30 protein-coding genes and 1 pseudogene are annotated in these 25,524 nt (G+C 67.6%); 24 read left to right on the top strand and 7 right to left on the bottom strand.

Annotated features, from left to right (window positions below):
* Positions 1-4: 4 nt before the first annotated feature.
* The 5 genes and pseudogenes from OY559_RS04495 to OY559_RS04475 all read left to right on the top strand — a co-directional run bounded on the left by OY559_RS04495 (position 5) and on the right by OY559_RS04475 (position 3,401).
* Positions 5-625, top strand: a complete 621-nt coding sequence (locus tag OY559_RS04495; protein WP_277728901.1) for a DUF2238 domain-containing protein — start codon at positions 5-7, stop codon at positions 623-625.
* A pseudogene (gene purN, locus OY559_RS04490) lies at positions 622-1,188 on the top strand (phosphoribosylglycinamide formyltransferase); the annotation flags it as partial. The gene OY559_RS04495 and the pseudogene purN, both read left to right, overlap by 4 nt.
* Positions 1,189-1,326: 138 nt before the next feature.
* The gene (locus OY559_RS04485) at positions 1,327-2,004 is read left to right on the top strand and encodes a DUF3108 domain-containing protein (protein ID WP_277729917.1); all 678 of its coding nucleotides are present in this window, start codon (positions 1,327-1,329) and stop codon (positions 2,002-2,004) included.
* A gap of 5 nt (positions 2,005-2,009) precedes the next feature.
* Positions 2,010-2,696: a DUF3108 domain-containing protein gene (locus OY559_RS04480; protein WP_277729916.1), complete on the top strand. Its 687-nt coding sequence runs from the start codon at positions 2,010-2,012 to the stop codon at positions 2,694-2,696.
* 39 nt (positions 2,697-2,735) lie between these two features.
* On the top strand, positions 2,736-3,401 hold the full coding sequence (locus OY559_RS04475; RefSeq protein WP_277728899.1) for a DUF3108 domain-containing protein: 666 nt from the start codon (positions 2,736-2,738) through the stop codon (positions 3,399-3,401).
* A gap of 46 nt (positions 3,402-3,447) precedes the next feature.
* On the opposite strand, the gene OY559_RS04470 is transcribed toward OY559_RS04475, so the two are convergent.
* The 4 genes from OY559_RS04470 to OY559_RS04455 all read right to left on the bottom strand — a co-directional run bounded on the left by OY559_RS04470 (position 3,448) and on the right by OY559_RS04455 (position 6,952).
* Positions 3,448-3,786 carry a cell division protein FtsQ/DivIB gene (locus OY559_RS04470; protein ID WP_277728898.1) on the bottom strand — a complete coding sequence of 113 codons (339 nt, stop codon included), beginning with the start codon at positions 3,784-3,786 and terminating at the stop codon, positions 3,448-3,450.
* Positions 3,783-5,054 (bottom strand): UDP-N-acetylglucosamine 1-carboxyvinyltransferase, encoded by a 1,272-nt coding sequence (murA, locus tag OY559_RS04465; protein WP_277728897.1) that lies wholly within the window; start codon positions 5,052-5,054, stop codon positions 3,783-3,785. The genes OY559_RS04470 and murA overlap by 4 nt, the downstream gene beginning before the upstream one ends.
* 43 nt (positions 5,055-5,097) lie before the next feature.
* Entirely contained in the window at positions 5,098-6,651 is a 1,554-nt protein-coding gene (locus OY559_RS04460; protein WP_277728896.1) for a DUF4034 domain-containing protein, read from the bottom strand.
* Between the two features lie 67 nt (positions 6,652-6,718).
* A complete protein-coding gene (locus tag OY559_RS04455) occupies positions 6,719-6,952 on the bottom strand; it encodes a BolA family protein (RefSeq protein WP_277728895.1) in 234 nt (77 codons plus the stop codon).
* Positions 6,953-7,005: 53 nt separating this feature from the next.
* Here OY559_RS04455 and OY559_RS04450 point away from each other — a divergent pair, with 53 nt between their 5' ends.
* From OY559_RS04450 to OY559_RS04360, 19 genes are all read left to right on the top strand, one after another.
* Positions 7,006-8,010 carry a KpsF/GutQ family sugar-phosphate isomerase gene (locus OY559_RS04450; RefSeq protein ID WP_277728894.1) on the top strand — a complete coding sequence of 335 codons (1,005 nt, stop codon included), beginning with the start codon at positions 7,006-7,008 and terminating at the stop codon, positions 8,008-8,010.
* A gap of 62 nt (positions 8,011-8,072) precedes the next feature.
* Complete coding sequence (locus tag OY559_RS04445; protein ID WP_277728893.1) at positions 8,073-8,618, top strand: KdsC family phosphatase; 546 nt, start codon at positions 8,073-8,075, stop codon at positions 8,616-8,618.
* Positions 8,615-9,178, top strand: coding sequence for an LPS export ABC transporter periplasmic protein LptC (gene lptC / locus OY559_RS04440; RefSeq protein WP_277728892.1), 564 nt, complete (start codon positions 8,615-8,617; stop codon positions 9,176-9,178). The genes OY559_RS04445 and lptC overlap by 4 nt, the downstream gene beginning before the upstream one ends.
* Positions 9,156-9,665, top strand: a complete 510-nt coding sequence (gene lptA / locus OY559_RS04435) for a lipopolysaccharide transport periplasmic protein LptA (protein ID WP_277728891.1) — start codon at positions 9,156-9,158, stop codon at positions 9,663-9,665. The genes lptC and lptA overlap by 23 nt, the downstream gene beginning before the upstream one ends.
* Entirely contained in the window at positions 9,665-10,384 is a 720-nt protein-coding gene (lptB, locus tag OY559_RS04430; RefSeq protein ID WP_277728890.1) for an LPS export ABC transporter ATP-binding protein, read from the top strand. The genes lptA and lptB overlap by 1 nt, the downstream gene beginning before the upstream one ends.
* Before the next feature lie 45 nt (positions 10,385-10,429).
* Positions 10,430-11,863 carry an RNA polymerase factor sigma-54 gene (locus tag OY559_RS04425; protein ID WP_277728889.1) on the top strand — a complete coding sequence of 478 codons (1,434 nt, stop codon included), beginning with the start codon at positions 10,430-10,432 and terminating at the stop codon, positions 11,861-11,863.
* Between the two features lie 261 nt (positions 11,864-12,124).
* Entirely contained in the window at positions 12,125-12,445 is a 321-nt protein-coding gene (gene raiA / locus OY559_RS04420) for a ribosome hibernation-promoting factor, HPF/YfiA family (protein WP_142123600.1), read from the top strand.
* A gap of 229 nt (positions 12,446-12,674) precedes the next feature.
* Complete coding sequence (gene hprK, locus OY559_RS04415) at positions 12,675-13,625, top strand: HPr(Ser) kinase/phosphatase (RefSeq protein WP_142123599.1); 951 nt, start codon at positions 12,675-12,677, stop codon at positions 13,623-13,625.
* Positions 13,622-14,545 (top strand): RNase adapter RapZ, encoded by a 924-nt coding sequence (rapZ, locus tag OY559_RS04410; protein ID WP_277728888.1) that lies wholly within the window; start codon positions 13,622-13,624, stop codon positions 14,543-14,545. The genes hprK and rapZ overlap by 4 nt, the downstream gene beginning before the upstream one ends.
* A gap of 276 nt (positions 14,546-14,821) precedes the next feature.
* Positions 14,822-15,214, top strand: a complete 393-nt coding sequence (locus tag OY559_RS04405) for a PTS sugar transporter subunit IIA (protein ID WP_277728887.1) — start codon at positions 14,822-14,824, stop codon at positions 15,212-15,214.
* The gene (locus tag OY559_RS04400) at positions 15,207-15,476 is read left to right on the top strand and encodes an HPr family phosphocarrier protein (RefSeq protein ID WP_277728886.1); all 270 of its coding nucleotides are present in this window, start codon (positions 15,207-15,209) and stop codon (positions 15,474-15,476) included. The genes OY559_RS04405 and OY559_RS04400 overlap by 8 nt, the downstream gene beginning before the upstream one ends.
* Positions 15,476-17,197 (top strand): phosphoenolpyruvate--protein phosphotransferase, encoded by a 1,722-nt coding sequence (gene ptsP, locus OY559_RS04395; protein ID WP_277728885.1) that lies wholly within the window; start codon positions 15,476-15,478, stop codon positions 17,195-17,197. The genes OY559_RS04400 and ptsP overlap by 1 nt, the downstream gene beginning before the upstream one ends.
* 21 nt (positions 17,198-17,218) lie before the next feature.
* On the top strand, positions 17,219-17,362 hold the full coding sequence (locus OY559_RS04390; RefSeq protein ID WP_277728884.1) for a hypothetical protein: 144 nt from the start codon (positions 17,219-17,221) through the stop codon (positions 17,360-17,362).
* 49 nt (positions 17,363-17,411) lie between these two features.
* Positions 17,412-18,773 (top strand): magnesium transporter, encoded by a 1,362-nt coding sequence (gene mgtE, locus OY559_RS04385; RefSeq protein WP_187573280.1) that lies wholly within the window; start codon positions 17,412-17,414, stop codon positions 18,771-18,773.
* 13 nt (positions 18,774-18,786) lie between these two features.
* Positions 18,787-19,401 carry a DUF1294 domain-containing protein gene (locus tag OY559_RS04380; RefSeq protein ID WP_277728883.1) on the top strand — a complete coding sequence of 205 codons (615 nt, stop codon included), beginning with the start codon at positions 18,787-18,789 and terminating at the stop codon, positions 19,399-19,401.
* Between the two features lie 164 nt (positions 19,402-19,565).
* Positions 19,566-20,417 (top strand): DNA ligase, encoded by an 852-nt coding sequence (locus OY559_RS04375; RefSeq protein ID WP_277728882.1) that lies wholly within the window; start codon positions 19,566-19,568, stop codon positions 20,415-20,417.
* A 108-nt stretch (positions 20,418-20,525) separates the two neighbouring features.
* Positions 20,526-21,329, top strand: coding sequence for a carboxylesterase family protein (locus OY559_RS04370; RefSeq protein ID WP_277728881.1), 804 nt, complete (start codon positions 20,526-20,528; stop codon positions 21,327-21,329).
* 3 nt (positions 21,330-21,332) lie between these two features.
* Positions 21,333-21,611 carry a hypothetical protein gene (locus OY559_RS04365; RefSeq protein ID WP_277728880.1) on the top strand — a complete coding sequence of 93 codons (279 nt, stop codon included), beginning with the start codon at positions 21,333-21,335 and terminating at the stop codon, positions 21,609-21,611.
* A gap of 148 nt (positions 21,612-21,759) precedes the next feature.
* Positions 21,760-23,319, top strand: coding sequence for a GGDEF domain-containing protein (locus OY559_RS04360; protein ID WP_277728879.1), 1,560 nt, complete (start codon positions 21,760-21,762; stop codon positions 23,317-23,319).
* 63 nt (positions 23,320-23,382) lie between these two features.
* Here the strand turns inward: OY559_RS04360 and OY559_RS04355 are convergent, their stop codons facing one another.
* From OY559_RS04355 to OY559_RS04345, 3 genes are all read right to left on the bottom strand, one after another.
* Positions 23,383-24,327, bottom strand: coding sequence for an aspartate carbamoyltransferase catalytic subunit (locus OY559_RS04355; RefSeq protein ID WP_277728878.1), 945 nt, complete (start codon positions 24,325-24,327; stop codon positions 23,383-23,385).
* 20 nt (positions 24,328-24,347) lie between these two features.
* Positions 24,348-24,797, bottom strand: a complete 450-nt coding sequence (gene ruvX, locus OY559_RS04350) for a Holliday junction resolvase RuvX (protein WP_142123588.1) — start codon at positions 24,795-24,797, stop codon at positions 24,348-24,350.
* Between the two features lie 82 nt (positions 24,798-24,879).
* A complete protein-coding gene (locus OY559_RS04345) occupies positions 24,880-25,446 on the bottom strand; it encodes a YqgE/AlgH family protein (RefSeq protein WP_277728877.1) in 567 nt (188 codons plus the stop codon).
* Positions 25,447-25,524: the final 78 nt, after the last annotated feature.

Genomic DNA, 25,524 nt, shown 5'->3' with positions numbered 1-25,524 from the left:
CGGCATGCCGCGCAGCAAGGGGATCGCCTTCGGGCTGACGCTGGCGGTGTTCGGCGCCAGCTGGATTGCGCCGCGGTGGCCGGTCGAACAGGCGATGCACAGCAGCCTGACCGTGCTCGGCCTGGCGTGGCTGTGGTGGCATGACCGGCGCTGGCCACTGCGGCCGGTGCATTTCGCGCTGATCTGCGCCTTCATCGTCGCGCACTGCGTCGGGGCGCGCTGGCTGTATTCCTATGTGCCGTACGACGCGTGGCTGCAGGCCGCGACGGGGCTGTCGCTCGCGGAGGCGTTCGGCTGGCAGCGCAACCACTTCGACCGCTTCATCCACCTGATGTATGGGGTCTGTTTCACGCCCGCGGTGTGGCATTGGTTGCGTCAGCGCTGGCCGCGGCTATCGGTTGGCCAGGCGTTCACGCTGGCAGTGATGCTGGTCATGTGCACGAGCCTGGCTTACGAATGGCTGGAGTGGGGCATCGCGCTGACGATGTCGCCCGAAGCCGCCGAGTCCTACAACGGCCAGCAGGGCGACCCGTGGGACGCGCATGCCGACATGCTGCTGGCCACGCTCGGCGCGCTGCTGGCCTGGCCACTGGCGCGCGCCGAGCGCCATGGTGTGACGGCATGACCGCGCGCATCGCAGTACTGGCCTCCGGCCGCGGCAGCAACCTGCAGGCCATCCTGCAGGCCATTGCCGACGGCACCCTCGACGCCGACGTGGTGGGCGTGTTCTCAGACAAGCCGACCGCCCCTGCCCTGCATCTGGTCCCGGCAGCGCGGCGCTGGAGCGCGCGACCCGCAGCATTCCCGGATCGTGCCGCGTACGAGGCCGCCCTGTCGGACGCTGTCGCCGCCAGCGGTCCGGACTGGGTTGTCTGCGCGGGCTACATGCGCATCCTGGGCCATGCCTTCATCGCCCGCTTCCGTGGCCGGCTGCTGAACATCCATCCATCGCTGCTGCCCAAGTACCGCGGCCTGCACACCCACGCCCGCGCGCTTGAGGCTGGCGACACCGAACATGGCGCCAGTGTCCACTTCGTCATTCCTGAACTGGATGCAGGGGCTGTGATCGCCCAGGCTAGGGTGCCGGTCCTGCCCGGCGACACGCCGGAAACACTGGCCGCACGACTGCTCCCGCGCGAGCACGCCCTGCTGCTGGCCGTGCTGCGCCTGGCCGCCGCCGGCGACTTGGCTGAACAGGGCGACATCACACTCTGTCACGGTCAGCCGCTATTAAATGCCCTGTCCCTAGATTCAGCCGACCGTCTGCTGCCCTGACCCGCTCCTCTGATGCTTCTCACCCTTCGCTCCCTGTTGCTCGGCCTGTCCATGGCAGGAGCCACTGCGCCCGCACTGGCGCTGGAGCCGTTCGTGGCCAGCTACCAGGCTTACAACGAGGGCAAGCTGGCTGGCAGCGCGAGCATGAAGGTGGTGCCCAAGGCGGGCAGTCAATGGCAGATCGACCTGAACGTGAGGGGTACGCGCGGCTTCGCTCGGCTGGCCGGACTGAACATCGAACAAAGCACCGTCTTCGATACTGCCGATGGACAGTTCCGTCCCCTCAGCCAGGCCACTGTCCGCCGCGCTCTGCTGATGGGCAAGAAGATGATCGGCACCTACAACTGGACCACCCGCACGGCACAGTGGCAGGGCGACATCAAGAAGAACCGGCGCGCCCCACTGCCCCTTGAGCCGGGCGACATGAGTGCGCTGCTGATGAACCTGGCGGTGATCCGCGATGCCGCCCCCGGGAAACAGCTCGACTACCGGGTGGTGGACAATGGACGTATCCGCGAATATCAGTACGCCGTATCACCCGAACCGGAAAACGTGACCGTCGAAGACCTGAGCTACAGCGCGCTGCGCGTGAGCCGTGCCAATGGCGGCAACGACGAAACCATCTTCTGGGTCGCCGATGGCGTGCCCACCCCCGTGCGCATCCTGCAGCGGGAAAACGGGCAGGACGGCGTGGACCTCCGCCTGGTCGAATACCAAGGAGCACCATGAACATGATGAAGACCGCATCCCCCATGACGCGTACGTTGCTGGCAGCCGTGTTGCTCGCCGGCGCCAGCGCGCCCGCCCTGGCCATCGAGGCCTTCACTGCGCAGTACAGCGCCAGCGCGCTGGGCATGGTGGGCGAAGGCCAGATGTCAGTCTCGCCACAGCCAGGCGACCGCTGGCAGTACTCGCTGAGCGTGCGCAACCAGGCCGTGGACCTCAGCCAGAAGACCGTGTTCGACGTGCAGGATGGCCGCATGCGACCGCTCAGCAGCACCGACAGCTCGCGTCTGCTGATCAAGAAGAAGAACGTCAACACGGTCTATGACTGGTCCAAGGCCCAAGCCACCTGGAGCGGCGACGTGAAGCCCGATCGCGCCGGTCCGGTGAAGCTGGCCGTCGGCGACATGGATGCCCTGCTGGTCAACCTGGCCATCGTCCGCGACGTGGCAGCAGGCAAGCCGTTGACCTACCGCATGGTGGAGAACGGTCGCGCCAAGCCGATGACCTACCAGGTCGCTGGCAAGGAGCGCATCACCATCGGCGGCAAGCCACAGGACGCCACCAAGGTGGTGCGCACCGACGGCGACAAGCAGACCATCGTCTGGGTCGTTGCCGACGCTCCGGTGCCTGCACGCATCCTGCAGCGCGAGAATGGACAGGACACCATCGACCTGACGCTCAAGTCCTGGCGCTGAGCCGCGCGCTCCCGCACTTCCGAGACCCTCATGACACGGATGTCCGTCCTCTTCCTCACCGCCGCGCTGGCCACGGTGGCCCTCCCCGCCCATGCGCTCAAACCGTTCACGGCGCAATACGAGGCGTCGTTCAAAGGCATCTCCGCAGGCGGCGCGATGTCGCTGAGCCAGCAGGGCAACCGCTGGACCTACGCGATGGGGGTCCGCAACACGATGGCGAACCTGAGCCAGGCTACGGTGTTCGAGGACGCGGCCGGACGCTACCGGCCGCTGGGGGGCAGCGATCGTGCCACCTACCTGATGAAGACCCGCTCGGTCATGACCGTCTACAACTGGAAAGCCATGCAGGCGCGCTGGACCGGCGACGTGAAACCGCAACGCGCGGGCCCGGTGGCCATGCAGCCTGGCGACATGGATGCATTGCTGGTCAACCTCGCGCTGGTGCGCGACGTCGGCTTCGGTCGCACGGTCATGACCTATCGCCTGCTGGAGAACGGCAAGGCCAAGCCGATGACCTACCGCGTGGCCGGTCGCGAGAAGATCACCGTGGGTGGTCGCGCATTGGACACGACCAAAGTGGTGCAGAACGCCGGCGGCAAGCAGACCACCGCGTGGATCGCCGCGGGCGTCCCCACGCCGGTCCGCATCGTGCAACGGGAAGACGGCAGCGACGTGTTCCGCCTTCAACTCACGTCCTGGCGCTGAATCCTTCAGGCATCCATGAAAAAGCCCGGCCGAGCCGGGCTTTTCTTCATTCGGCCGCGGCGTCGGCAGCCTGGAATACCGTCTTGCAGTCCATGCGGATGGTTCCGCTGCCGTTGCGCCACGCGTAAGCGTTGCACTGCCGGTTTCCATCCTGCGTCTGCTCGACCACCACCGAGAACACCGCCTGCGCGATCTCGCCCTGGGTCACCGTACCGTCGCCGTTCCAGTCCATGTCGCGGGTGGTGATGCCGTGCGTAGCTGCCGAGCCGGTGTAATGCAGCCACGCCACCAGCGCCAACAGCGCGATGACGATGCCCAGCAGGATCTTGCGGCGCAACGGGAAGCGCGTGCGCTTCCCGGAAAGCGTGGGGGCGCGCTTGCTCACGACACGCGCCTGATCTTCGCGCCCAGGCCGCCCAGCTTCTCTTCGATGTTCTCGTAGCCGCGGTCGAGATGGTAGATGCGGTCGATGGTGGTTTCACCGTCGCCCACCAGACCCGCCAGGATCAGCGAAGCCGATGCACGCAGGTCGGTCGCCATCACCGGTGCACCGCCCAGCTTCTCCACGCCCCGCACGATGGCCGTATGTCCTTCGACACGGATGTCCGCGCCCAGGCGCAGCAGTTCGTTGACGTGCATGAAGCGGTTTTCGAAGATCGTCTCGTTGATCACGCCCACGCCGTCGGCCACGCAGTTCAGCGCCATGAACTGCGCCTGCATATCGGTGGGGAACGCCGGGTACGGTGCGGTGGTCAGGCTGACGGCTTTCGGACGCTTGCCCTGCATGTCCAGCGTGATGCTGTCAGCGGTGGTCTCGATCTTCGCACCGGCCTCGGTGAGCTTGTCGAGCACCGCTTCCAGCGTGTCGGGACGCGCATTGCGCGCAGTGACCTTGCCTCCCGTCATCGCCGCAGCGACCAGGAAGGTGCCGGTCTCGATACGGTCCGGCACCACCGAATGGCGCCCGCCACCCAGGCGCTCGACACCATGGATGACGATGCGCGAGGTGCCCGCACCTTCGATCTTCGCACCCAGCGCGTTGAGGCATTCGGCCAGGTCGGTGACCTCCGGCTCCATCGCGGCGTTTTCCAGCACCGTGGTGCCTTCTGCCAGCGTGGCCGCGGCCATGACGTTCTCGGTACCGGTGACGGTGACCATATCGAACACGAAACGCGTGCCCTTCAATCGCGCCGCGCGTGCCTTGATGTAGCCGTTCTCGACGGTGATTTCGGCACCCAGCGCCTGCAGGCCCTTGATGTGCTGGTCGACCGGACGCGAACCGATCGCGCAGCCGCCCGGCAGCGACACCACGGCCGCACCGTGGCGCGCGACCAGCGGGCCGAGCACGAGGATCGAGGCGCGCATCGTCTTCACCAGTTCGTACGGCGCGACGAAGCGGCTGACGGTGGTGGGATCGACGGTGATGCCGCGTCCCTTTGCCAGCGTACCCTCATCGATGGTGATGCCGGCACCCAGTTCGCCGAGCAACTTAACCGTGGTGACCACATCGTGCAGGTGCGGCACGTTGGTGATCTCCACCGGCGCGTCCGCCAGCAGCGTCGCGCACAGGATGGGGAGCACGGCGTTCTTGGCGCCCGAGATGGTGACTTCGCCGTTGAGCGTGTTGCCACCGGTGACGATGATCTTCTGCATGTGTGGTTCGGTTCTGGAAAGGGAGGGGGAATTGCAGGCCGCGCTACGGCCGTTTGCCGGGGACCGCAGGTGACTTGAGCATTCTGTCGAGCCGTTCGGCGTGCTGCGCCTGCCACGGATCGGTCCGATCCAGCTTGGCGAGCAACGCCCGGACGTCCGCCTCGTCGATCATCGATTCGGCCATGACGTCGTGGTAGAACAACAAGACGGGGACGCGCCCGTCATCCGGGTACTCGGCGTTGATCCGGTCGATGTAAGGCTTGGCGCGCTCGGCATTGGCCTTGCGTGCACGGACGCCGGGGTCGCGGAACAGATGGATCTCCGCCAACGCGCGCAACGATTGCTGTCTCAACCCCTGGTCCTTCGCCGAGGCTTCGAACTCGCGCGCGGCGTCGTCGTATCGTGTCATGTTCTGGTAAGCGGCACCCGCGTAGAAACGCGCGTTGGCGTTGTCGGGCTCCAGCGCGAGCGACTGCAGCGAATACCTGAGGCTCCATTCGGGTTCCGTGGACAGCAGCAACGAGCTGATGACCCTCGCTGTCCATGCGTCGACCTTGCGGAACCGGCTCACCTGCAGGAAGTAGGCGAGCTGGCGGGCGCCACCCGCCGGTCCGCTCAGCACATTCCTCGCGGCCGTGCCGGCATTCTTCAGGGCATCCTCGTCGCTGCCCATCGCGATCGCCGCTTCCAGCACCTCCAGCGCCGCCTCCGGTACCGGCTCTTCCGCCAACAGCAAGTTGCCCTGGTCGGCCAATGGCTGCGCCAGGTGGATCGCAAGGTGCGGGCGTTGCGCTACCCGTTCGGACAGCTTGCCGGCATGGACCAGCATGTCTTGGTAGCTCCCGCCCCACCGCGGCCTCAACGACCGCATGGTCACGTTCGCCAGTTCCGGGCACGCGGGATCCAGCGCCTCGGCGGCACGGCGCGCGCGCGCCTCCAATGCCGGCCGGGAGTCGATCATGCCGATGTCGATCATGCCGGTGTAGGCGGCGATCAGGCGAGGCTTGATGGCGACCGCCTTCTCAAAGTGCGGAATGGCCTGCGCGGCGAACGCACTCATGCGACGCATGTTCTCACGCGGCGTTTCGGAGGCATACTTGCCGCCTCGCGCCTTCCAGGCGGCGCCGTTGAAATAAGCCGCACGCGCAAGGTGCGCGTACGCACTTTCCGGCGCCTGCTGCAGCCACGCCTCGCTCAGGACGTCGACACGCTCCGAGCTCGACTTGGCCGTCAGAAGGTAGTTGAACGTGTCGTGGATGTCGTCGCTGAAGTGCTCGCCCGCGTAATGGCGGTCCAGGCTGGCATCGAACAGGGCCTCCAGCTTCGCCATCTCGCCGCGCTGGACCATGCTCTCGATGTCGTCCAGCGTGGGGCGCTCGATCAAAAAGTGATGTCGACAATGCGCCGCGGCATGACCTTCCGGCCAATGGTTGACTGGAAGGTCGGGGAAAGCCAGGCAACGCTGCAACGGGTCCGCGATGCGCTCCGCCGCACGCACCTGGCCCAAGTAGGCGCGCCAAGGTTCGGGCACGCCCACAAACATCGCGCCGTCGTCCTTGTCCGGAATCGCCGGCGATGCGGCCGCGTCTGCACACACCAGCCAGACCCCCAAGAGGACACACACCCGCTTCATTCCCATGAACGCGCCCCCGATGACAGAAGAATCAGGCGCCGGTCTCTTCTGGCGTCTGCGTACGCAGCTGCAGCGCATGGATCGCACCGCCCATCAGTTCGCCCAGCGTGGCGTAGACCATGCGGTGTCGGGCCAGCGGCAACTTGCCGCGGAAGGCCTCTGACACCACGGTCGCCTCGAAATGGACGCCATCGTCGCCCTGGACGTCGGCACGGGCGCCCGGCAGGCCGGATTCGATCAGTTTACGGATGGTTTCGGCGTCCAACGGGCTTTCCTAATAAAATACCCGGCCATTCTACCCGCCGGCGCCCCGTCCGCATGTCCCAGCCGTCCCCCCTGACACCTCCCGCGTCGCCTGCCAGCCTGGCGGCCAGTGGCCGTCGGGTCATCGAGATCGAGGCGCGCGCGCTGGATGCTCTGGCGGCCCGTATCGACGGCACGTTCTCGGCGGCCTGCCATGCGATCCTCGCCGGCCAGGGCCGCGTGGTGTGCACCGGCATGGGCAAGTCCGGCCATGTGGCCCGCAAGATCGCGGCGACGCTGGCTTCCACTGGCACGCCCGCGTTCTACGTGCACCCGGGCGAAGCCGGCCACGGCGACCTGGGCATGATCACCGACGCCGATATCGTGCTGGCGCTGTCGTACTCGGGCGAGTCGGACGAAGTGCTGATGCTGCTGCCGGTGCTCAAGCGCCAGGGCAACCTCGTCATCGGCATGACCGGCCGGCCGCAGTCCACGCTGGCGCGCGAGAGCGACCTGCATCTGGATGTCAGCGTTCCCGCCGAAGCCTGCCCACTGGACCTGGCCCCCACCAGCAGCACCACCGCCTCGCTGGCGATGGGTGATGCGCTGGCCGTGGCGCTGCTGGATGCGCGCGGCTTCACCGCCGACGACTTCGCCCGCTCCCACCCCGCCGGCAGCCTCGGCCGCCGCCTGCTGCTGCACATCACTGACGTGATGCATGCCGGTGACGACGTGCCGCGCGTGGACGTGGACGCGACCCTGAGCCAAGCGCTGGTGGAAATGAGCCGCAAGCGCCTGGGCATGACCGCTGTCGTCGATGCCGACGGCCGCCTGGCCGGGCTGTTCACCGACGGCGACCTGCGCCGCACGCTCGACAATCCCGCACTGGATGTCCGCAGCGCGCGCATCGCCGAAGTGATGACGCGCGCCCCCAAGACCATCGGCGCGGACCAGTTGGCCGTCGAGGCTGCGCGCCTGATGGAAACCCACAAGATCAGCGGTCTGATCGTGGTGGACGATGAACAGCGCCCCGTCGGCGCCCTCAACATTCACGACCTGTTGCGCGCCCGCGTGGTGTAACCCGCAGGGTTGTGCGTTCCTGAACCCTTGCGTTGCCACCATCCCCACCCGATCCTGTCCCCATGCCCCTTCGCCATCTCCATGACCTGACCGATGACGTGCTGTCCCGTGCCGCGCGCATTCGCCTGGCGTGTTTCGACGTGGACGGGACGCTGACCGACGGCCGCCTGTATCTGGACGGCGAAGGGCGGGAACAGAAGGCGTTCCACGTGCAGGATGGCCAGGGGCTGGTGTTGCTGAAGCGCGCCGGCATCGAGGTAGCCTTCGTCACGGCCCGCGGCGGCACGGTTGCCATTGCCCGGGGCCGCGAGCTGGGGGTGCAGGTCTTCACCGGCATCAAGGACAAGCTGGCCAAGGTGCATGAGCTGTGCCATGCGGCCGGCATCGGCCTTGAGCACGTCGCCTTCATGGGCGATGACCTGCCCGACGTGCCGCCGTTCTCCGCCGTGGGCCTGGCCATCGCGCCCGCGGACGCGCACCCGTGGACAGCCCGGCACGCGCATTGGCGCACCCGCCGGATGGGAGGCCAAGGTGCGGCGCGCGAGGCTTGCGACCTGCTGCTGGGCGTTCAGGGCCACGCACCCACCTTCGAGGGCGGCACCGCATGAGCTGGCGCACCACGCTGGGCCTGATCCTGCTGCTGGCAGCCATCGTGAGTGGCTGGTCGGCCTGGAAGAACCGCGACATCCCCGAGGCCAACCGCGTGGTGGTCGACCGGTCGGACTACGTGATGCGCGACTTCGAAATGATCGCACTGAACGGAGAGGGGCAAGAGGCCGTGGCGGTGCGTGCCCCCGAGATGGCGCGCAATCCGCACGACCAGACGTTCACCATCACCACCCCGCTCTTCCTGCTGCCGGAAGAAGAAGGCCGGTCGTGGGAGTTGCGCTCGAAGACGGGCTGGCTCAGTGCGAAAGGCGAGGAATTGCGTCTGAAGGGCAACGTGCATGGAACGTCGCCGAAGGGCGGCGCCCGCCAGGCGGAATTCCGCACGGACACGCTCGACGTGTTCCCCGACCGGAACGTGGCGCAGACCGATGACGTGGTGACGGTTACCCAGCCCGGCTCTAGACTGAGCGGGCGCGGTTTTGAGACCAACCTCAAGACCAAGGACTACACATTCAAATCCGAGGTGAGATCCATCTATGAACCGCGCTCTGCTCGCTAGTGCCGCACTGTTGCTCCTGCTGCCCGTCGCAGGTGCCATGGCCAAGTCCACGGACCGCAACCAAGCCATGACCATCGATTCCGGCAGCCAGTCCGGCAACATGGAAGGCAATGGCAAGACCTTGCTGGGCGGTGGCGTGGTCGTCACCCAGGGGTCGCTGGAAATCCGCTCCAACGCCGCCGAGATCCACATGGCCGACGGCGAGATCTCGCGCTCCATCTTCACCGGCAAGCAGGTGAAGATGAAGCAGCAGATGGACGACGGCAGCTGGATGGATGCCCAGGCCGACCGCGTCGAATACGACATGAGGTCGGAGACCATCACCTTCATCGGCAACTACACCGTGAAATCCGACCGCGGCTCCAACAGCGGACAGCGCATGGTCTACAACACCAAGTCGGGCAACATGGAAAGCGGTGGCGACGGCACCCGCGTGCGCACCGTCATCCAGCCCAAGTCGGCGCAACCCGCACAGGGCAAGAACTGATGCTCACCGCCAAGGGACTGCGCAAGCGCTACAAGCAGCGCGAAGTCGTCGCCGACTTCGGCCTGACCCTGCAGCCGGGCGAAGTGGTGGGCCTGCTGGGCCCGAACGGCGCGGGCAAGACCACCTGCTTCTACATGATCGTCGGCCTGGTGGCCGCGGACGCAGGCACCATCGAACTGGACGGCAAGGACATCACCGCGCAGCCGATGTACCAGCGCGCCAAGCTGGGCGTGGGCTACCTGCCGCAGGAGCCCTCGGTGTTCCGCAAGCTCAGCGTGGCCGACAACATCCGCCTGGTGCTGGAACTGCGCGAGGACCTGGACAGCGCCGGCATCGAGCGCGAACTGGCCTCGCTGCTGGACGAACTGCAGGTCACCCACGTGGCCGACCAGCTGGGCGCCAGCCTGTCCGGCGGCGAGCGCCGGCGCGTGGAAATCGCACGCGCCCTCGCCGCCCGGCCGCGCCTGATGCTGCTGGACGAACCCTTCGCCGGCGTGGACCCCATCTCGGTCGGCGAGATCCAGCGCATCGTGAAACACCTCAAGGATCGCGGCATCGGTGTGCTGATCACCGATCACAACGTGCGCGAAACCTTGGGAATCTGCGACCGGGCGTATATCCTCAATGCCGGTAGCGTTCTGGCGCAGGGGGCCCCGGACGCACTGCTGGCCAATCCGGACGTACGCCGGGTCTATCTGGGCGAAACCTTCCGCCTGTGATCCCGTCGGCGGCTCTTGGCCGCCTTTCGGGTTCCTGGGTCGGACATGAAGCCACGCCTGCAGACATCGCTGGGACAACATCTGGTCATGACGCCCCAGTTGCGTCAGGCCATCCGGCTGTTGCAGATGTCCACCGCCGAGCTCGAGATCGAGTTGACCGAGGCCGTGGAGACCAACCCCCTGCTCGACTGGACCGAGGCCGACGAAGAACCCGCGCCCACGCAGGGCGCCGAGGACGACCGCCCGCCCGAAGAAAGCCCCAGGGAAGCCGAACGCGACGCCTCCGACGATCGCGACGACTGGTCGCCGGATGAAGGCCCGTGGGCCTCCTCGGGCGGTGGCTCGTTCGACGACGAAGACGGCGGCAGTCCGGCCGAACGCGTGGCCGAAGCCGATACGCTGCACGGCCACCTGCTGTGGCAACTGCACCTGTCGCATCTCTCCCCACGCGACCGCCGCATCGGTGCCACGCTGATCGATGCGTTGGAAGAAGACGGCTACCTGCGCGAACCGCTGTCCGGCATCGTGCAGGCGCTGCGTCCTGACATCGAGGCGAACGAGGACGATGTCCTCGTCGTCCTGCACCAGGTGCAGCGCTTCGACCCGGTGGGCGTGGCAGCCCGGACGCTCGGCGAATGCCTGCATCTGCAATTGGCCGTGCTGAGCGACGACACGCCGGGCAAGGCGCTGGCCCTGCAGATCGCCGACACGGCCCTGGAGCGCCTGCCGCGTAGTGGCGTGGCCGGCATCGCCCAGGAGATGAAGCGACCGGTCGCCGAGGTGGACGAGGCCGTGCAATTGTTGCGCACGCTCGATCCAAAACCCGGGGCGCAGGTCGGCGACCTCTCGCATGACACCTACGTGGTGCCGGACTGCGTGGTCTGGCGCCAGCGGGGCGTCTGGCGCGCCGCGCTCGCGGGCAGCACGCTGCCGCGCATCGCGATCCATCGCGGTTACGAACAGATGATCCGGCAATGCGGCGACAGCGATGCCGGCTACCTGAAGGCGCAACTGCAGGAAGCCCGCTGGCTGCTGAAAAGCGTGGAAGCACGCGGCGAGACCCTGCTCAAGGTCATGCGCTGCCTGCTGCACCAGCAGGCCGGCTTCCTGGAATTCGGCGAGCAGGCACTGCGCCCACTGACGCTGCGCGACGTGGCCGAAGAAGTGGGCCTGCACGAATCCACCGTGTCGCGCGCCATCGCGCGCAAGTATGTACGCACCCCGCGCGGCACCCTGCCCATGCGCGCCTTCTTCGCCTCCGGCATCGACACGGAAGGCGGCGGCGAAGCATCCAGCACCGCCATCCAGGCGATGATCCGCCGGCTGGTCGATGCCGAGAATCCCCGCAAGCCGCTGTCCGACGCAAAACTCGCGGACCTGCTCAAGGCATCCGGCATTCCGGTGGCACGGCGCACCGTGGCCAAGTACCGCGAAGCACTGAACATCCTCTCTTCGCACGAGCGCGTGCGCATCGCCTGAATCCCGCTTGGCGCGCACCGGTTCCGTGACCGCGTTCCGGGGCGGCGCAACGCATTTTTCACACCCGTTCGCACTGCGCGAAAAAGAACGCGCCAGAGGTTGATAGTTGCCGCCGACGGGTCCATCTTTGATCCTGCAAGCACCGCTTCCCACCGCAACTGCCATAGGAGGATTGCCGGAACCCAGACCCTGTCCGCGTTGTCATTCCATGACACGCCATCCGCGCCCCGCGCGCGGCTCTACCGACCCGAAGGAGGCACCATGCGTATCGAGACTTACGGCCATGAAATCGAAGTCACTCCCGCCCTGCGCGAATACGTCGAAACCAAACTGAAGCGGCTCGAACGCCACTTCGAGCAACCCTTCGAGGTCCGTACGCAGTTGGGAACCCGCAAGCCCGATTACCTGGCCGAGGCCACGATCATCGTGGCGGGTCGCACCCTGCACGCCGACGCCGGCGCGCAGACCATGTACGCCGCCATCGACATCCTGGCCGACAAGCTCGACCGCCTGCTGGTCAAGCACAAGGAAAAGCGCAACGACGTCCATCGCACGGCGGCGCGCGGCGAGTTGATCGGCTGACGCCGGCCCCACGTGACGCAAGGTCGCTCCGCCTGCGGGGCGGCCTTCACTGATCCCGGCGCGCGCTGCACGCACCTGTCGCGCCACAAAGCGCCCACGCGGTCGCGAACCTGCGGATGGGCCATTACACTGGCAGGCGCCGCCTCCCGGCATGGAAACGCGACGACGGTGTCCGTGCGCGCGTTGTGTCCCGGGCCCGGCACCCTCTCCTGCCGGCCGCCTCCGCATGATGAATACCAGCATCACCGCCCGTGAACTGTTCGATCAGCAGAAGGACAAGCTGGCCCTGCGCTGGCTGGCGGGCCAGAAGGGCGAGAAGCGGATACTCGAATCCGGCGATACCGTGTCGCGGCGTCCCTCGCTCGCCGGTTATCTCAATGCGGTGTACCCCAACAAGGTGCAGATCCTCGGCACCGAGGAACTGACCTGGCTGGACTCACTGGATTCCCGCCAACGCTGGGAGACCATCGAGAAGATCGTGCAGGCCAAGCCGCTGGCGCTGGTGATCAGCAAGAACCAGTCCTGCCCCGAGGACCTGCGCGAAGCGGCGAACGAGAACGACACGCCGCTGTGGCTCTCCCCCAAGCGCGGACACGAGCTGCTCAATCATCTTTCCTACCACCTGGCCCGCACGCTGGCGCCGCGGGTCACGCTGCATGGCGTGTTCATGGAAATCTACTCCATCGGCGTGCTGATCACCGGCGAAGCCGGTTCCGGTAAGAGCGAACTGGCGCTGGAACTGCTGAGCCGCGGCCACCGGCTGGTCGCCGACGACGCACCCGAGTTCACCCAGATCGCGCCGGACGTGCTGGACGGCACCTGTCCCGAGCTGCTGCAGGACCTGCTGGAGGTACGCGGCCTGGGCGTGCTCAACGTGCGCGAGATGTTCGGCGACACGGCGGTGAAGAAGAACAAATACCTGCGCCTGATCGTGCACCTGACCCGTCCGATGACCGAGCCCAATCCCCACGGCTACGAGCGCCTGACCGGCGATTCCGGCACCCGCCACGTGCTGGACCTGGACGTGCCGCTGATCACCCTGCCCGTCATGCCCGGCCGCAACCTGGCCGTGCTCACCGAAGCGGCGACCCGCCTGCACATCCTGCGCACCAAGGGCATCGACCCGGCCGCGATGTTCATCGCGCGCCACAGCAACCTGCTGGAGCGCAGCACGCCATGACGCAGGCCGGCAACACCCCCGTGGACGCACACGAAGAGAACGGCACCACGCCTCCGCTTCCGCCGACCGTGGTGATCGTCAGCGGCCTGTCCGGCTCGGGCAAATCGGTGGCGCTGAAGACCTTCGAGGACCTCGACTACTACTGCATCGACAACCTGCCGGTGGACCTGCTGCCCTCCTTCGTCCGCAGCCTGATGCGCGAGGACGAACTGCCGCCCAGGATCGCCATCGGCATCGATGTACGCAGCCGCCAGAGCGACCTGTCCAAACTCGCCCAGTGGCGCGCCGCACTGGCGCAGTTGGGGCTGGAAGGCAGGCTGATCTTCTTCGATGCCGATGACGAGGTGCTGCTGCGGCGTTACTCGGACACCCGCCGCCGCCACCCGCTGGGGCATGGTGGCCTGTCGCTGCAGGAAGCCATCCACCAGGAACGCGCGATCATCCAGCCCCTGCGGGACGAGGCCGATGTCGTCATCGACACCAGCCAACTCAACGTCCACCAGCTGCGACGCCGGATCATCGCCGAGTTCGCCTTCAACAAGGGCACGCAGCTCTCCCTGCTGTTCGAGTCCTTCGCCTACAAGCGGGGCGTACCGGCCGACGCCGACTTCGTGTTCGACGCACGGGTGCTGCCCAATCCGCACTGGAACCCGGAACTTCGTCCCTATGCCGGTCGCGACCCGAAAGTGCGTGCGTTCCTCGACGCCCAGCCGGAAGTCGCCGAGTACGTCGGCCAGGTCAGCGGCTTCCTGGATACCTGGCTGCCGCGCCTGCGTGGCGAGACCCGCAGCTACGTGACGATCGCCTTCGGTTGCACGGGCGGCAAACATCGGTCGGTCTATCTCGCCGAAACCATGGCGCGGCATGCGCGCGAGCAGGGCTGGGAAGAAGTCGCCACCTTCCACCGCGAACTGGACTGACCCGGGTTGCCGGGCGCTTTTCTGCAGGAGGGGCTTCAGCCCCGATGCTTTCAGGTCACCGTGCGTGAAACCCAGGTTTACGTTCGGGGCTGAAGCCCCTCCTGCAGAACAGTCTCCGATGCCGCGAACCGGACGGCACCCGACACCAGCCGATACCGGCACGGGACAGCGAGGCAGTGAGGCGCGTCCCCGTGGACCGATGGCATGCGACCCCGTCCCGCTCCATTCCATCCGCGCGGCTTCCAGCCTGTCACGCCCGTCTGTTAACGTTCCGGCATGGCCTGTGGCATTCTCCTTGTGACTCATCCTGGCGTGGGCGCGTCGATCCTGACGGTCGCCACCGCGCTGCTGCGACAGCTGCCCCTGAAGGCGGAAGCCTTCGAGGTGCCGTTCGACGCCGACCTCGACGCCCTGCTCCCGCGGGCGTCGGCCGCGCTGCGGCGCGTGGACGGTGGCGACGGCGTGCTGGTGTTGACCGATCTGTATGGGGCCAGCCCCAGCAACCTGGCCGGCAAGCTGGCCCGCCTGGGCACCCCGGTGCGCCGCGTGTCGGCGCTCAGCCTGCCCATGCTGCTGCGGGTGATGAATTATTCGGAACAGGGACTGGACGAACTGCCGGCTACTGCCGCGGCCGGCGCACGCAATGGAGTCATCCACGACGATGCTTGAACAAGAACTCACCATCTCCAACCGCCTCGGCCTGCATGCGCGCGCGACCGCCAAGCTGGTACAGACGCTGTCCGGCTTCCGTTGCAACGCCACGCTGGCCGCCAAGGGCCGCGAGGTGAACGCCAAGAGCATCATGGGCGTCATGCTGCTGGCCGCCGGCCAGGGCACGCCGGTGATCGTCCGCATCGAGGGTGAGGACGAGGCCGCTGCCATGCAGGAAGTGGTTTCGCTGTTCGAACGACGGTTCGACGAGGACGCCTGATGCGGGCGCTGCTGCCGGGCCACGGAGCGTCGCGCGGCAGCGCGCTGGGACGCGCCCGGGTCCGGCTGCCGCATGTCCTGGATGTCGCCGAACAGCACATCCGCCCGGACCAGGTCGATGACGAACTGGTCCGCCTGCACGATGCCGTCGACGCCACCCGCCGCGAGATGCACAGCCTGCGCGCGCGCCTGCACGGCGCACTGGCGAAGGAGGTGGGCGAGTTCCTCGACCTGCATGCCCTGCTGCTGGACGACCCCGAACTGCTGCATGGCCTGGACGAACTGATCCGCACCGGCCGCTATTCGGCGGACTACGCACTGCGCCTGCAACGCGACCGGCTGGCCGCCGTCTTCGATGGCATGGACGACGCCTACCTCAAGAGCCGCATGGACGACCTCGACCATGTGATCGGGCGCATCCACGCACACCTGCACCAGCGCGCGGACGACACCCCTGGCGCGGCGGGCGAGATCCTGGTCAGCGACAACGTGGCGCCGTCGGAGCTGGCCGAACTGCAGACGCAGGGGGTGGTGGCCGTCGTCACCGCCGCCGGCAGCACGCTGTCGCACAGCGCGATCCTGGCGCGCAGCCTGCACCTGCCGCTGGTCGTGGGCAATGCGCTGGCCCTGCAGAAGATCAACGATGGCGACGTGCTGCTGGTGGACGGCAGCACGGGCGAAGTCGTGGTCAATCCCGATCCGGAGGACCTGCGTCGCTACCGTGAACGCCTGCGCGATGCGGCACGTGAAGCGCGTGAACTGGGCCGGCTGCGTTCCAAGCCCAGCCGCACGCGCGACGGCGTCGACATCGCGCTGTGGGCCAACGCCGAATCCCTCGAGGACGTAGCCAGTGCACACGCGCTCGGCGCATCCGGCGTGGGCCTGTACCGCACCGAATTCCTGTTCCTGCAGCGGCGCGAACTGCCGGGCGAGGACGAACAGTTCCAGGTCTACCGCGACCTCGTGCTTGGCATGAGCGGCCGCCCCGTCACCATCCGCACCCTCGACCTGGGGGCGGACAAGGCCGACCGCACCGGACTGGTCGTCGGCGACGAAGAAAATCCGGCGCTCGGCCTGCGCGGCGTGCGCCTGTCGCTGGCGCATACCGGCGTCTTCGACACGCAACTGCGCGCCATCCTGCGCGCATCAGGCTACGGGCCGGTGCGCATCCTCGTGCCGATGGTCAGCAGCCGCGAAGAGATGATGGAAGTCCGCCGCCGCCTGCGCCGTGTTGCCCTGCAGTTGCGCAAGCAAGGGCACGAGATCGCCGGGCAGGTCGAGCTAGGCGCGATGATCGAAGTGCCCGCGGCCGCGATCGCCTTCCATGGCTTCGTGGACGTGGTGGATTTCGTGTCGATCGGCACCAACGACCTGGTGCAGTACCTGCTGGCGGCCGACCGCAACAATGAGGCCCTGGGCGAACTCTATTCCCCCCTGCACCCGGGTGTGCTGCGCCTTCTCCGCCATGTCATCAGCATCGGCGCGGAGCACAAGGTGCCGGTGGCGATGTGCGGCGAGATGGCCGGCGACCCCATCCTTGCCCCCATGCTGCTTGCATTAGGCCTGCGGGAATTCAGCCTGCATCCGGCCACGCTGCTGGAACTGCGCAAGGCGATCCGTGAAAGCGATCTGTCGGACCTGCAGGTCCGCGCGGCCAAACTGCTGCAGGCGCGCGATCGCGCCGGCATCGAGCGCTGGCTCAAGGCTGCCACTCCCAGCTGACCCGCCCTGTAGGAGCGCCCCATGGGCGCGATGCTGTTGCTTTGGATCGCAGGCGAAAAGCATCGCGCCCAAGGGCGCTCCTACAACGGCGCGGATAGGGTGCGGCGGCGTTACGGGGTGTCCATAAATCGCAGCCCGGGCGATAATGGCGGAATGAACGCTTGATGCCCCGGTCGCATCCGCCTGACGGATCGGCCCCATTCCGGAGTACCGAATGGTCGAGACCATCCGCCACGACAAGACCGCACGCCAGTTGCGCCTGCTCTCCGACGCGCTCGACAGCGGTCGGCTGGGGCCCGTGCGCCGGCTGGTCAATACCTTGTCGCCCGCGGAGATCGGCAACCTGCTGGAATCGCTGCCGCCCGGCAAGCGTGAGGTCGTCTGGGGCCTGGTCGACCCCGAGGACGACGGCGAAGTGCTGGTGCACGTCGGCGACGAGGTGCGAGAGAGCCTGCTGGCGGACATGGACACCGACGAGATCGTCGCCGCGGTCGAGGACCTCGACATCGACGATCTCGCGGACCTGGTCGAGGACTTGCCCGACACCGTCATCGACGAAGTCCTCAAGTCGATGGACCGCGAGAACCGCGAGCGCCTGGAGCAGGTGCTGTCGTACCCGGAGGACACCGCCGGCCGCCTGATGAACCCGGACGTGGTCACCGTGCGCGCCGACGTCAACGTCGACGTGGTGCTGCGCTACCTGCGCCTGCGCGGCGAACTGCCGGATCATACCGACCACCTGTACGTGGTCAGCCGCCGCCACCAGTACCTCGGCCGCGTGCCGCTGGCCGCGCTGGTCACGCACGAGGACACCACGCCCATCAACCGGCTGATCGACGACGAGCAGCCGGCCATCGACGTGGGCGAGAGCGCGCAGGAAGTGGCGCGCCAGTTCTCCGACCACGACTGGGTCTCCGCGCCCGTCGTGGACGACAACAACATCCTGCTCGGCCGCATCACCATCGATGACGTGGTCGACATCATCCGCGAGCAGGCCGAGCACCAGGCACTGGGCGCCGCCGGCCTGGACGAGGACGAGGACCTGTTCTCGCCGGTCAAGCGCGCCGTGCGTGGCCGCGTGGTGTGGCTGGGGATCAACCTGTTCACGGCGTTCATGGCGGCCACGGTAATCAAGGAGTTCGATGCCACGCTGGAGAAGATCGTCGCCCTGGCCGTGCTGATGCCCATCGTGGCCGGCATCGGCGGAAATGCGGCAGTGCAGGTGCTGACGCTGATGGTGCGCGGCCTGGCCCTGGGCCAGGTGGGATCGAGCAACGCCGGCATCCTGTGGTGGAAGGAACTCCGCGTGGCCCTGATCAATGGCGTGCTGATCGGCGGCATCGTCGGCGTGATCGCCTTCCTCTGGTTCCGCAGCCCGATGCTGTCGCTGGTGATCGCGATGGCGCTGGTGCTGAACTTCTGCGCCGCCGCCACCGCCGGCGTACTGTTGCCGCTGCTGCTGAAGCGCATGAACATCGACCCGGCCGTTGCCGGCACCGTCGTCGTCACCGCGGTCACCGACGTGATGGGCTTCTTCTGCTTCCTGGGCCTGGCCACGCTGATCCTTTTGCACTGAGGCCTCACGCTCGATGGAACGGCTCGGCAAGGTCAGCGAATGGAACGACGACCGGGGCTTCGGCTTCATCGCGCCACTCGATGGCGAACCGGCCCGCGTGTTCTTCCATGTGCGCGACTACCGGCTCGATGGCCGCCGTCCCGAGGCCGGCGAACTGGTGAAGTTCGCCGCGCAGCGCCAAGCCGATGGCAAGTGGCGTGCCCATGCAGTCCGTCGGGCAGCATCCGCCACGCGACCTGCAAAGCCCTCTGCACTCGCACGGACAGCCTCGCCGCGGCACGCGTCATGGCTGACCGGCGCAGTCGCCATCGCGGCCTATGCGTTGCTGGTTGCCTGGGCCATCGACAACGGTCGCATTCCTTTCGAAGCGGTGTTCGTACCGCTGATCCTGTCGGCAATCACCTTCGTCGCCTATGCCCTCGACAAGCATGCAGCGCAGACCGGCCGCTGGCGCACCCCAGAATCCACGCTGCACCTGCTCGAACTCGCCGGCGGCTGGCCCGGTGCGTGGATCGCGCAACAGACACTGCGCCATAAATCGCGCAAGCCCGGCTACCGCGTCGTGTTCTGGACGATGGTGTTCCTGCATGGCATCGCGCTGATCGCGTGGTGCTGGACGAGGTCATGAATCCAGCACTGCAGGCTTCTTCCTTTTCCTCGGCCCGACCACGCTGATCCTGTTGGCCTGAGCGATCACCTCGCGGGGCTTTCCTACAGACCACCGCGACGTGCCCTGATCCCGATGATCAACCCTGCGCGCGACGCTGGCCTGCCTCCCTTCGGCTCGCCGCCATGCGCCTGCTCCTCGTTACCCTGCTGTACCTGCTGGTCTGGCCCGCCCTTTCGGCCCCGCCTCCCGAGCCGATGCTGGCAACGCCCTATCGCGAAGGTGTGCCGGTCAGCGCCTTCCTTGTCAGCGAGAAGCTGGACGGCGTGCGTGCCCGCTGGGATGGTCGGGCACTGTGGACGCGTGGCGGCGCGCGGATTGCGGCACCGGCCACGTTCACTCGCGGCTGGTCTGCCGAACCCATGGACGGCGAGCTGTGGATCGCACGCGGCCGCTTTGACGACATCAGCGCCCTTGTCCGCCGCGTGGGAACCGATGCGCAGGCGTGGCGCGGTGTACGCTTCATGGTCTTCGACCTGCCCACCCACCCTGGGCCGTTTGCGGAACGCGTCGTTCGCATGCGCGGCCTGGTGTCGATGGCGCGCAACACGCACCTGGCGATGATCCCGCAGCAACGCCTCGACACCCGGGCCCAACTGGACGCAGAACTGGCCCGCGTGGTCGCCGCCGGGGGCGAGGGCCTGATGCTGCATCGGCGCACTGCGTACTACCGCGCCGGGCGCAGTGAAGACCTGCTCAAGTACAAGCCCCATGAGGACGCCGAGGCGCAAGTCGTCGCGCATCTGCCGGGCAAAGGCAAATACGACGGGATGATGGGCGCGCTGCAGGTGCGCACGCCCAACGGTCGCCACTTCCGCATCGGCACCGGCTTCACCGATGCGCAGCGTGCCGCACCACCGCCGCTGGGCGCGTGGCTGACCTACCGCTATACCGGCCTTACCTCGACCGGGTTGCCGCGTTTCGCCCGTTTCGTCCGCCTGCGTGACGACATGCCACCGCCTGATCCCGAACGCTGACGCGGCCGGGCCCACACACGCTTGCCGTGTGTGCTGCGAAACCGAGCTCGGCTCCGCACAGTGCCATCGGGTTATGCTGCCGATCGTTATCCTTTGACCGTCACCGCCATGCGCACTCTCGCCACCGCCTGCCTGGGCTTGCTGCTGATCCTGATGACCGCCTGCACCACGACACCCCCGATGAACCCGACCGGCGAATTCGTCTCGCGCGAGGTCGCACTCGAAGGCAAGACCTATCGCTACCAGGTGTTCGTGCCTGCGGCGCGCTTCCGCCGCGGCAAGCCGCCGGTGGTGCTGTTCCTCAACGGCTCCGGCGAACGCGGCAGCGATGGCGTGAAGCAGACGATGGCAGGCTTGGGGCCATACCTCCGTCAGCATGCCGACACTTTCCCCGGGCTGGTCGTGTTTCCACAGGCACCGGAAGACACCGAGTGGACCGAGGTCGCCGGCCCGATCGCCTTCGCCACGCTGGATGCCGCACTGCGCGAATTCGATGGCGATCCGGATCGCGTGTCGCTGACCGGCATGTCGATGGGCGGCTATGGCACGTGGGAACTGGCGCTGCAGCAGCCGACCCGCTTCGCTGCGCTGGTGCCGGTGTGCGGTGGCATCACCGTCGACTGGGGGCGGGACCGTTCCAGCATGAACGTGCACAGCGTCGCGGGTGCCGCCGATCCCTTCGCCGCCGCCGCGCAACGCCTGAAGGACGTGCCGGTGTGGATCTTCCACGGCGGCAAGGACGACGTGGTGCCGCCGTCCCAGTCGCGCCGCATGGACGCCGCGCTGAAGGCGGCCGGCGCGCGCGACGCGCGATACACCGAATTCCCGGACGCCAACCACAACAGCTGGGACGCCACCTACGCTTACGCCCCGATGTGGGAATGGCTGTTCGAACAACGCCGCGGACGTTGAGCCGTGGCCGAACTCGTCACCGATTACTTCAACGCCGGCTGGCGTGAGCGCGAGCTGCCTTGTCCCTGCAACTGGCAGGGCGACAGCCGTGCGATGGCCATGGAACTGCACGACGCGGTCACCGACTACGCCTGTCCGCAGTGCGGCAACCTGCTGCTGATCGTCTCCCACCCGACCCTGGACCAGGTGCGCGCCGCGGCGGCGATGGGTCACGGCGAGGCCATGGCCCACCTGGCCATCATCGAGGAAGCCCGGCTCCGCTATCCCCCGAATGCCGGCTGATGCCGCGCTGGCGCCTCCTGCGTCACGCTTCGCACGCCCCCGCCTCCTGCGGATGCCACCGGCCCTCAACCGCGGCCCATTGCAGCCGATAACCCGGCATCCCCTGGTGGTCGACGGGCATCCGCCCATGGCCGTGCGAGCGACTTGAATGGCTGACGTGGCCGACGAAAACTCCGGTATTGCGGGCGGCTTCCGCCGGCTGTGGCCACGCCGCCGCGAGGCGGGCGCACCGACGTCGCGTGAACTTGCCACCACCCCGCCGGCACGTCCGGGGCCCGCCATCAGCAGCGCGCAGTTGCAGGCGCTGTTCGCCCATGCGGAGGAACCCGGCGCTCTTCTGTCCGCGTTCGCCGATGGCGTCGCGGGTCTGCCGGGCGAACTGCACGGCATGGGCGAGCGCCTGCAGTCCGCGCATGCCGACGCCGACTGGCCGCGTTACGGGCGCGCCATGCGGCAACTGGTCGACAAGTACATCCGCACGATCCAGGACGAACCGCTGTCCGGCGAAGCCGAACAGCTTCGCGACCTGCTGCACCACCTGCTGGTGGGCGGCATGGAACACCTGCTGCGCGACGACACCACGCTGCTGCCGCAGGCGCACGCCCTGGCAGACCGCGTGCGCCAGTGGCAGCCCGCCCAGCCGCTGGCCGAGCTCGGCCACGACATGAAGGAACTCTGCCTCCAGGTCGGCCTGCGCACGCACGAAGTGAACGACGCGCAGGAACTGATGCGCAGCCTGTTCGACCTGCTGCTGGAAAACGTCGGCGAACTGATCGAGGACGGCAGCTGGCTGCAGGACCAGATCGGCGCGGTACGCCAGCTGCTCTCCGGCCCGCTGGACCGCACGGCGCTGGAACAGACGCGCGCGGGCCTGCGCGAAGTCATCTACAAGCAGGGCCTGCTGAAGCAGGGCCTGGCCGAGTCCAAGGCGTCGATGAAGGAGATGATGGTGACCTTCGTCGAGCGGCTGGACGGCATGGCCAGCAGCACCGGCGAGTACCACGACCGCATCAGCTTCCACGCGCAGGCCATCCGCGACAGCCGCAGCATCGCCGAACTGGGCAAGCGGATGGAGGACATCCTGGACGACACCGCACAGGTGCAGGCACAGGCCCTGCGCGCGCGCGACAGCCTGATGGAAGCCCGCCGCGAGGTGGAGGAAGCCGAGCGGCGCGTCATGAACCTCGAACAGGAACTGCAATCGGTCTCCGAACTGGTGCGGGTCGACCAGCTGACGGACGCGCTGAACCGGCGCGGCTTCGACGAACTGTTCAAGCGCGAATCCGTGCGCGCACTGCGCAGCGGCCAGACGTTGAGCCTGGCGCTGCTGGACCTGGACGACTTCCGCCACATCAACGCCGCCCACGGCCACCTCGGTGGCGACGCGGCACTGTGCCATGTCGTGGCGCTGGCGCGCGCCACCCTGCGCGCGAGCGATGCCGTGGCGCGCTTCGGGGGCGAAGAGTTCGTGCTGCTGTTGCCCGACACCAGCTTCCTGGAAGCGATGGGCACGCTCGAACGCCTGCGCGACCGGCTGGCGCACAAGCCGCTGGTCTACGAAGGCCGCGGCATCGTGGCGACGTTCAGCGCGGGCGTGGCGCGCTGGCTGCCCGGCGAATCGCAGGACGAGCTGCTCGCCCGCGCGGACCGCGCGATGTATCAGGCCAAGCAGGCCGGCAAGAACAGAGTGGTCGCGGCAACGGAGTAGGCCTCAACGCCTGCAGGAGGCCCTTCAGGGCCGACCGGAACGCGCCGGGCCTGTGAAGCCGCCTTACGCCAGCAGCATTTCCAGCACCGCCATGCGGATGGCTACGCCGTTGCTGACCTGGCGCAGCACCAGCGACTGCGGGCCGTCGGCGACCTCGTCGGTGATCTCCACACCGCGGTTGATCGGGCCGGGATGCAGTACCACGGCATCCTTTGCCGCGCGCGCCAGTCGCGTCGTGGTCAGGCCGTAGTCACGGTGGTAGTCCTCAAGCGAGGCCACCAGCCCTTCTTCCATGCGCTCGCGTTGCAGGCGCAACATCATCACCACGTCGACGCCTTCGAGCATGGCGTCGACGTCCTGTCCCACCTCGCATCCCGCCAGCGTGCCATCGTCGGGCAGCAGCGACTGCGGACCGCAGACGCGGATCTCGCCCGCACCCAGCGTGCGCAACGCATGCAGGTCCGAGCGCGCCACGCGCGAATGCTTCACGTCGCCGACCATCAGCACCTTCAGGCGCGAGAAATCGGCCCCCTTGGCCTGCCGGATCGTCAGCACGTCCAGCAAACCCTGGGTTGGGTGCGCGCTGCGACCGTCGCCCGCGTTGATCAAGGCCGTGCCCTCGCCCGCCTCGCCGGCCAGCGCCGCGACTGCGCCATCGTCGGCGTGGCGGACGATGAAGCCGCGCACCCCCATCGCCTCCAGATTGCGCAGGGTGTCGCGCGCGGTCTCGCCCTTGCGCGTGGACGAGGTGGATGCGTCGAAGTTCAGCACGTCCGCACCCAGTCGCTGCGCGGCGATGTGGAACGAACTGCGCGTGCGCGTGGACGGCTCGAAGAACAGCGTGCAGACCGTCGTGCCGTCCAGGACCTGTCGGCGCGGCGTGCGACCGAGCGCGGCATCGCGGATCTGGCCGGCACGGTCGATCAGGCGGCAAAGGGTCTCGCGGGGCAAGCCCTCGAGGGTCAACAGGTGACGCAGGCGTCCATCCGGATCAAGTTGGGAAGTCATGGAGTTTCGTCAGTGAAGAATCAGGTCAACTGGGTCGCATCCTGGGGAGCGGCCAGCCAGCGTTCGATGATCACGGCCGCTGCGACGGCATCCAGCGCCACGGCGTCACGACGGCGCTTGCGGCCTTCGGCGCGGTCCAGCGCGAAGCGCTGCGAGGCTTCGACGGAACTGGTGCGTTCGTCCACCAGCACCACCGGCAGGTTGTAACGTGCGCGCAGTTCGCGGGCGAAGGCATGCGCGCGCTTGCGGATGGGCTGGTCGCCGCCGTCCAGCGTCATCGGATCGCCCACCACCAGGCCATCGGGCTTCCACTCCGCATGCAGCTTGTCGATCGCCGGCCAGTCCGGCCCGTGGCCATGCACGTCGATCACCGCCAGCGCACGCGCGCCGGTGCCGAACGCGCTGCCGACCGCCACGCCGATGCGGCGGGCGCCCACGTCGAATCCCAGTACGGTGCCATCCAGCTTCATGCCATCTGCCTCCGTTCGATCACGCGTGCGCCATCCTGCACCGGCTGCCGTGGAGACGACGTCTGCGGGCGCGGGCACGGGCTCATGCGTGGCCGCTGTAATCCGTCAGGCGCGTCATGTCCACACCGATCCGCTGCCCTGCCGCCTGCCAACGCTGCTCCAGCGGCAGCGCGAACAGCAGCTCGACATCGGCAGGCGCCGTCAGCCAGCTGTTCTCGCCCAGTTCGTATTCCAGCTGGCCCGCCCCCCAGCCGGCGCAGCCCAACGCCATGACGGCATTGGCCGGCCCCTCGCCCACCGCCATCGCTTCCAGGATGTCGCGCGAGGTGGTCAGGTACAGACCGTCCGCCACTTCCAGCGTGGACTCCCACGCGCGCGCATCGTCATGCAGCACGAAGCCGCGCTCCGGATGCACCGGCCCGCCCGCCAGCACGATCTGGTCGTCCAACTGCGGATCGTGCGAGGCGAGGTTCATCTGCCGCAGCACTTCACCCAGCGTGTACTCCGACGGGCGATTGACGACCACGCCCATGGCGCCTTCGTCATCGTGCTGGCAGATCAGCGTGACGCTGCGCGCGAAATTGGGATCGGCCAGCGCCGGCAGGGCGATCAGCAGCTGGTTGGCCAGGGGCGTGGCGGCATCGTGCATGGCCACCATTCTAGCGCCCGGACGCGCGCGGGCGGTTCCTGTCCGCAACACCGCCTAGAATCGGGAATCCCCGCTCGG

Source organism: Pseudoxanthomonas sp. SE1, from assembly GCF_029542205.1.
In the GTDB taxonomy this organism is placed as follows: Bacteria; Pseudomonadota; Gammaproteobacteria; order Xanthomonadales; family Xanthomonadaceae; genus Pseudoxanthomonas_A.
This window is presented reverse-complemented; position numbering and strand designations above follow the sequence as displayed.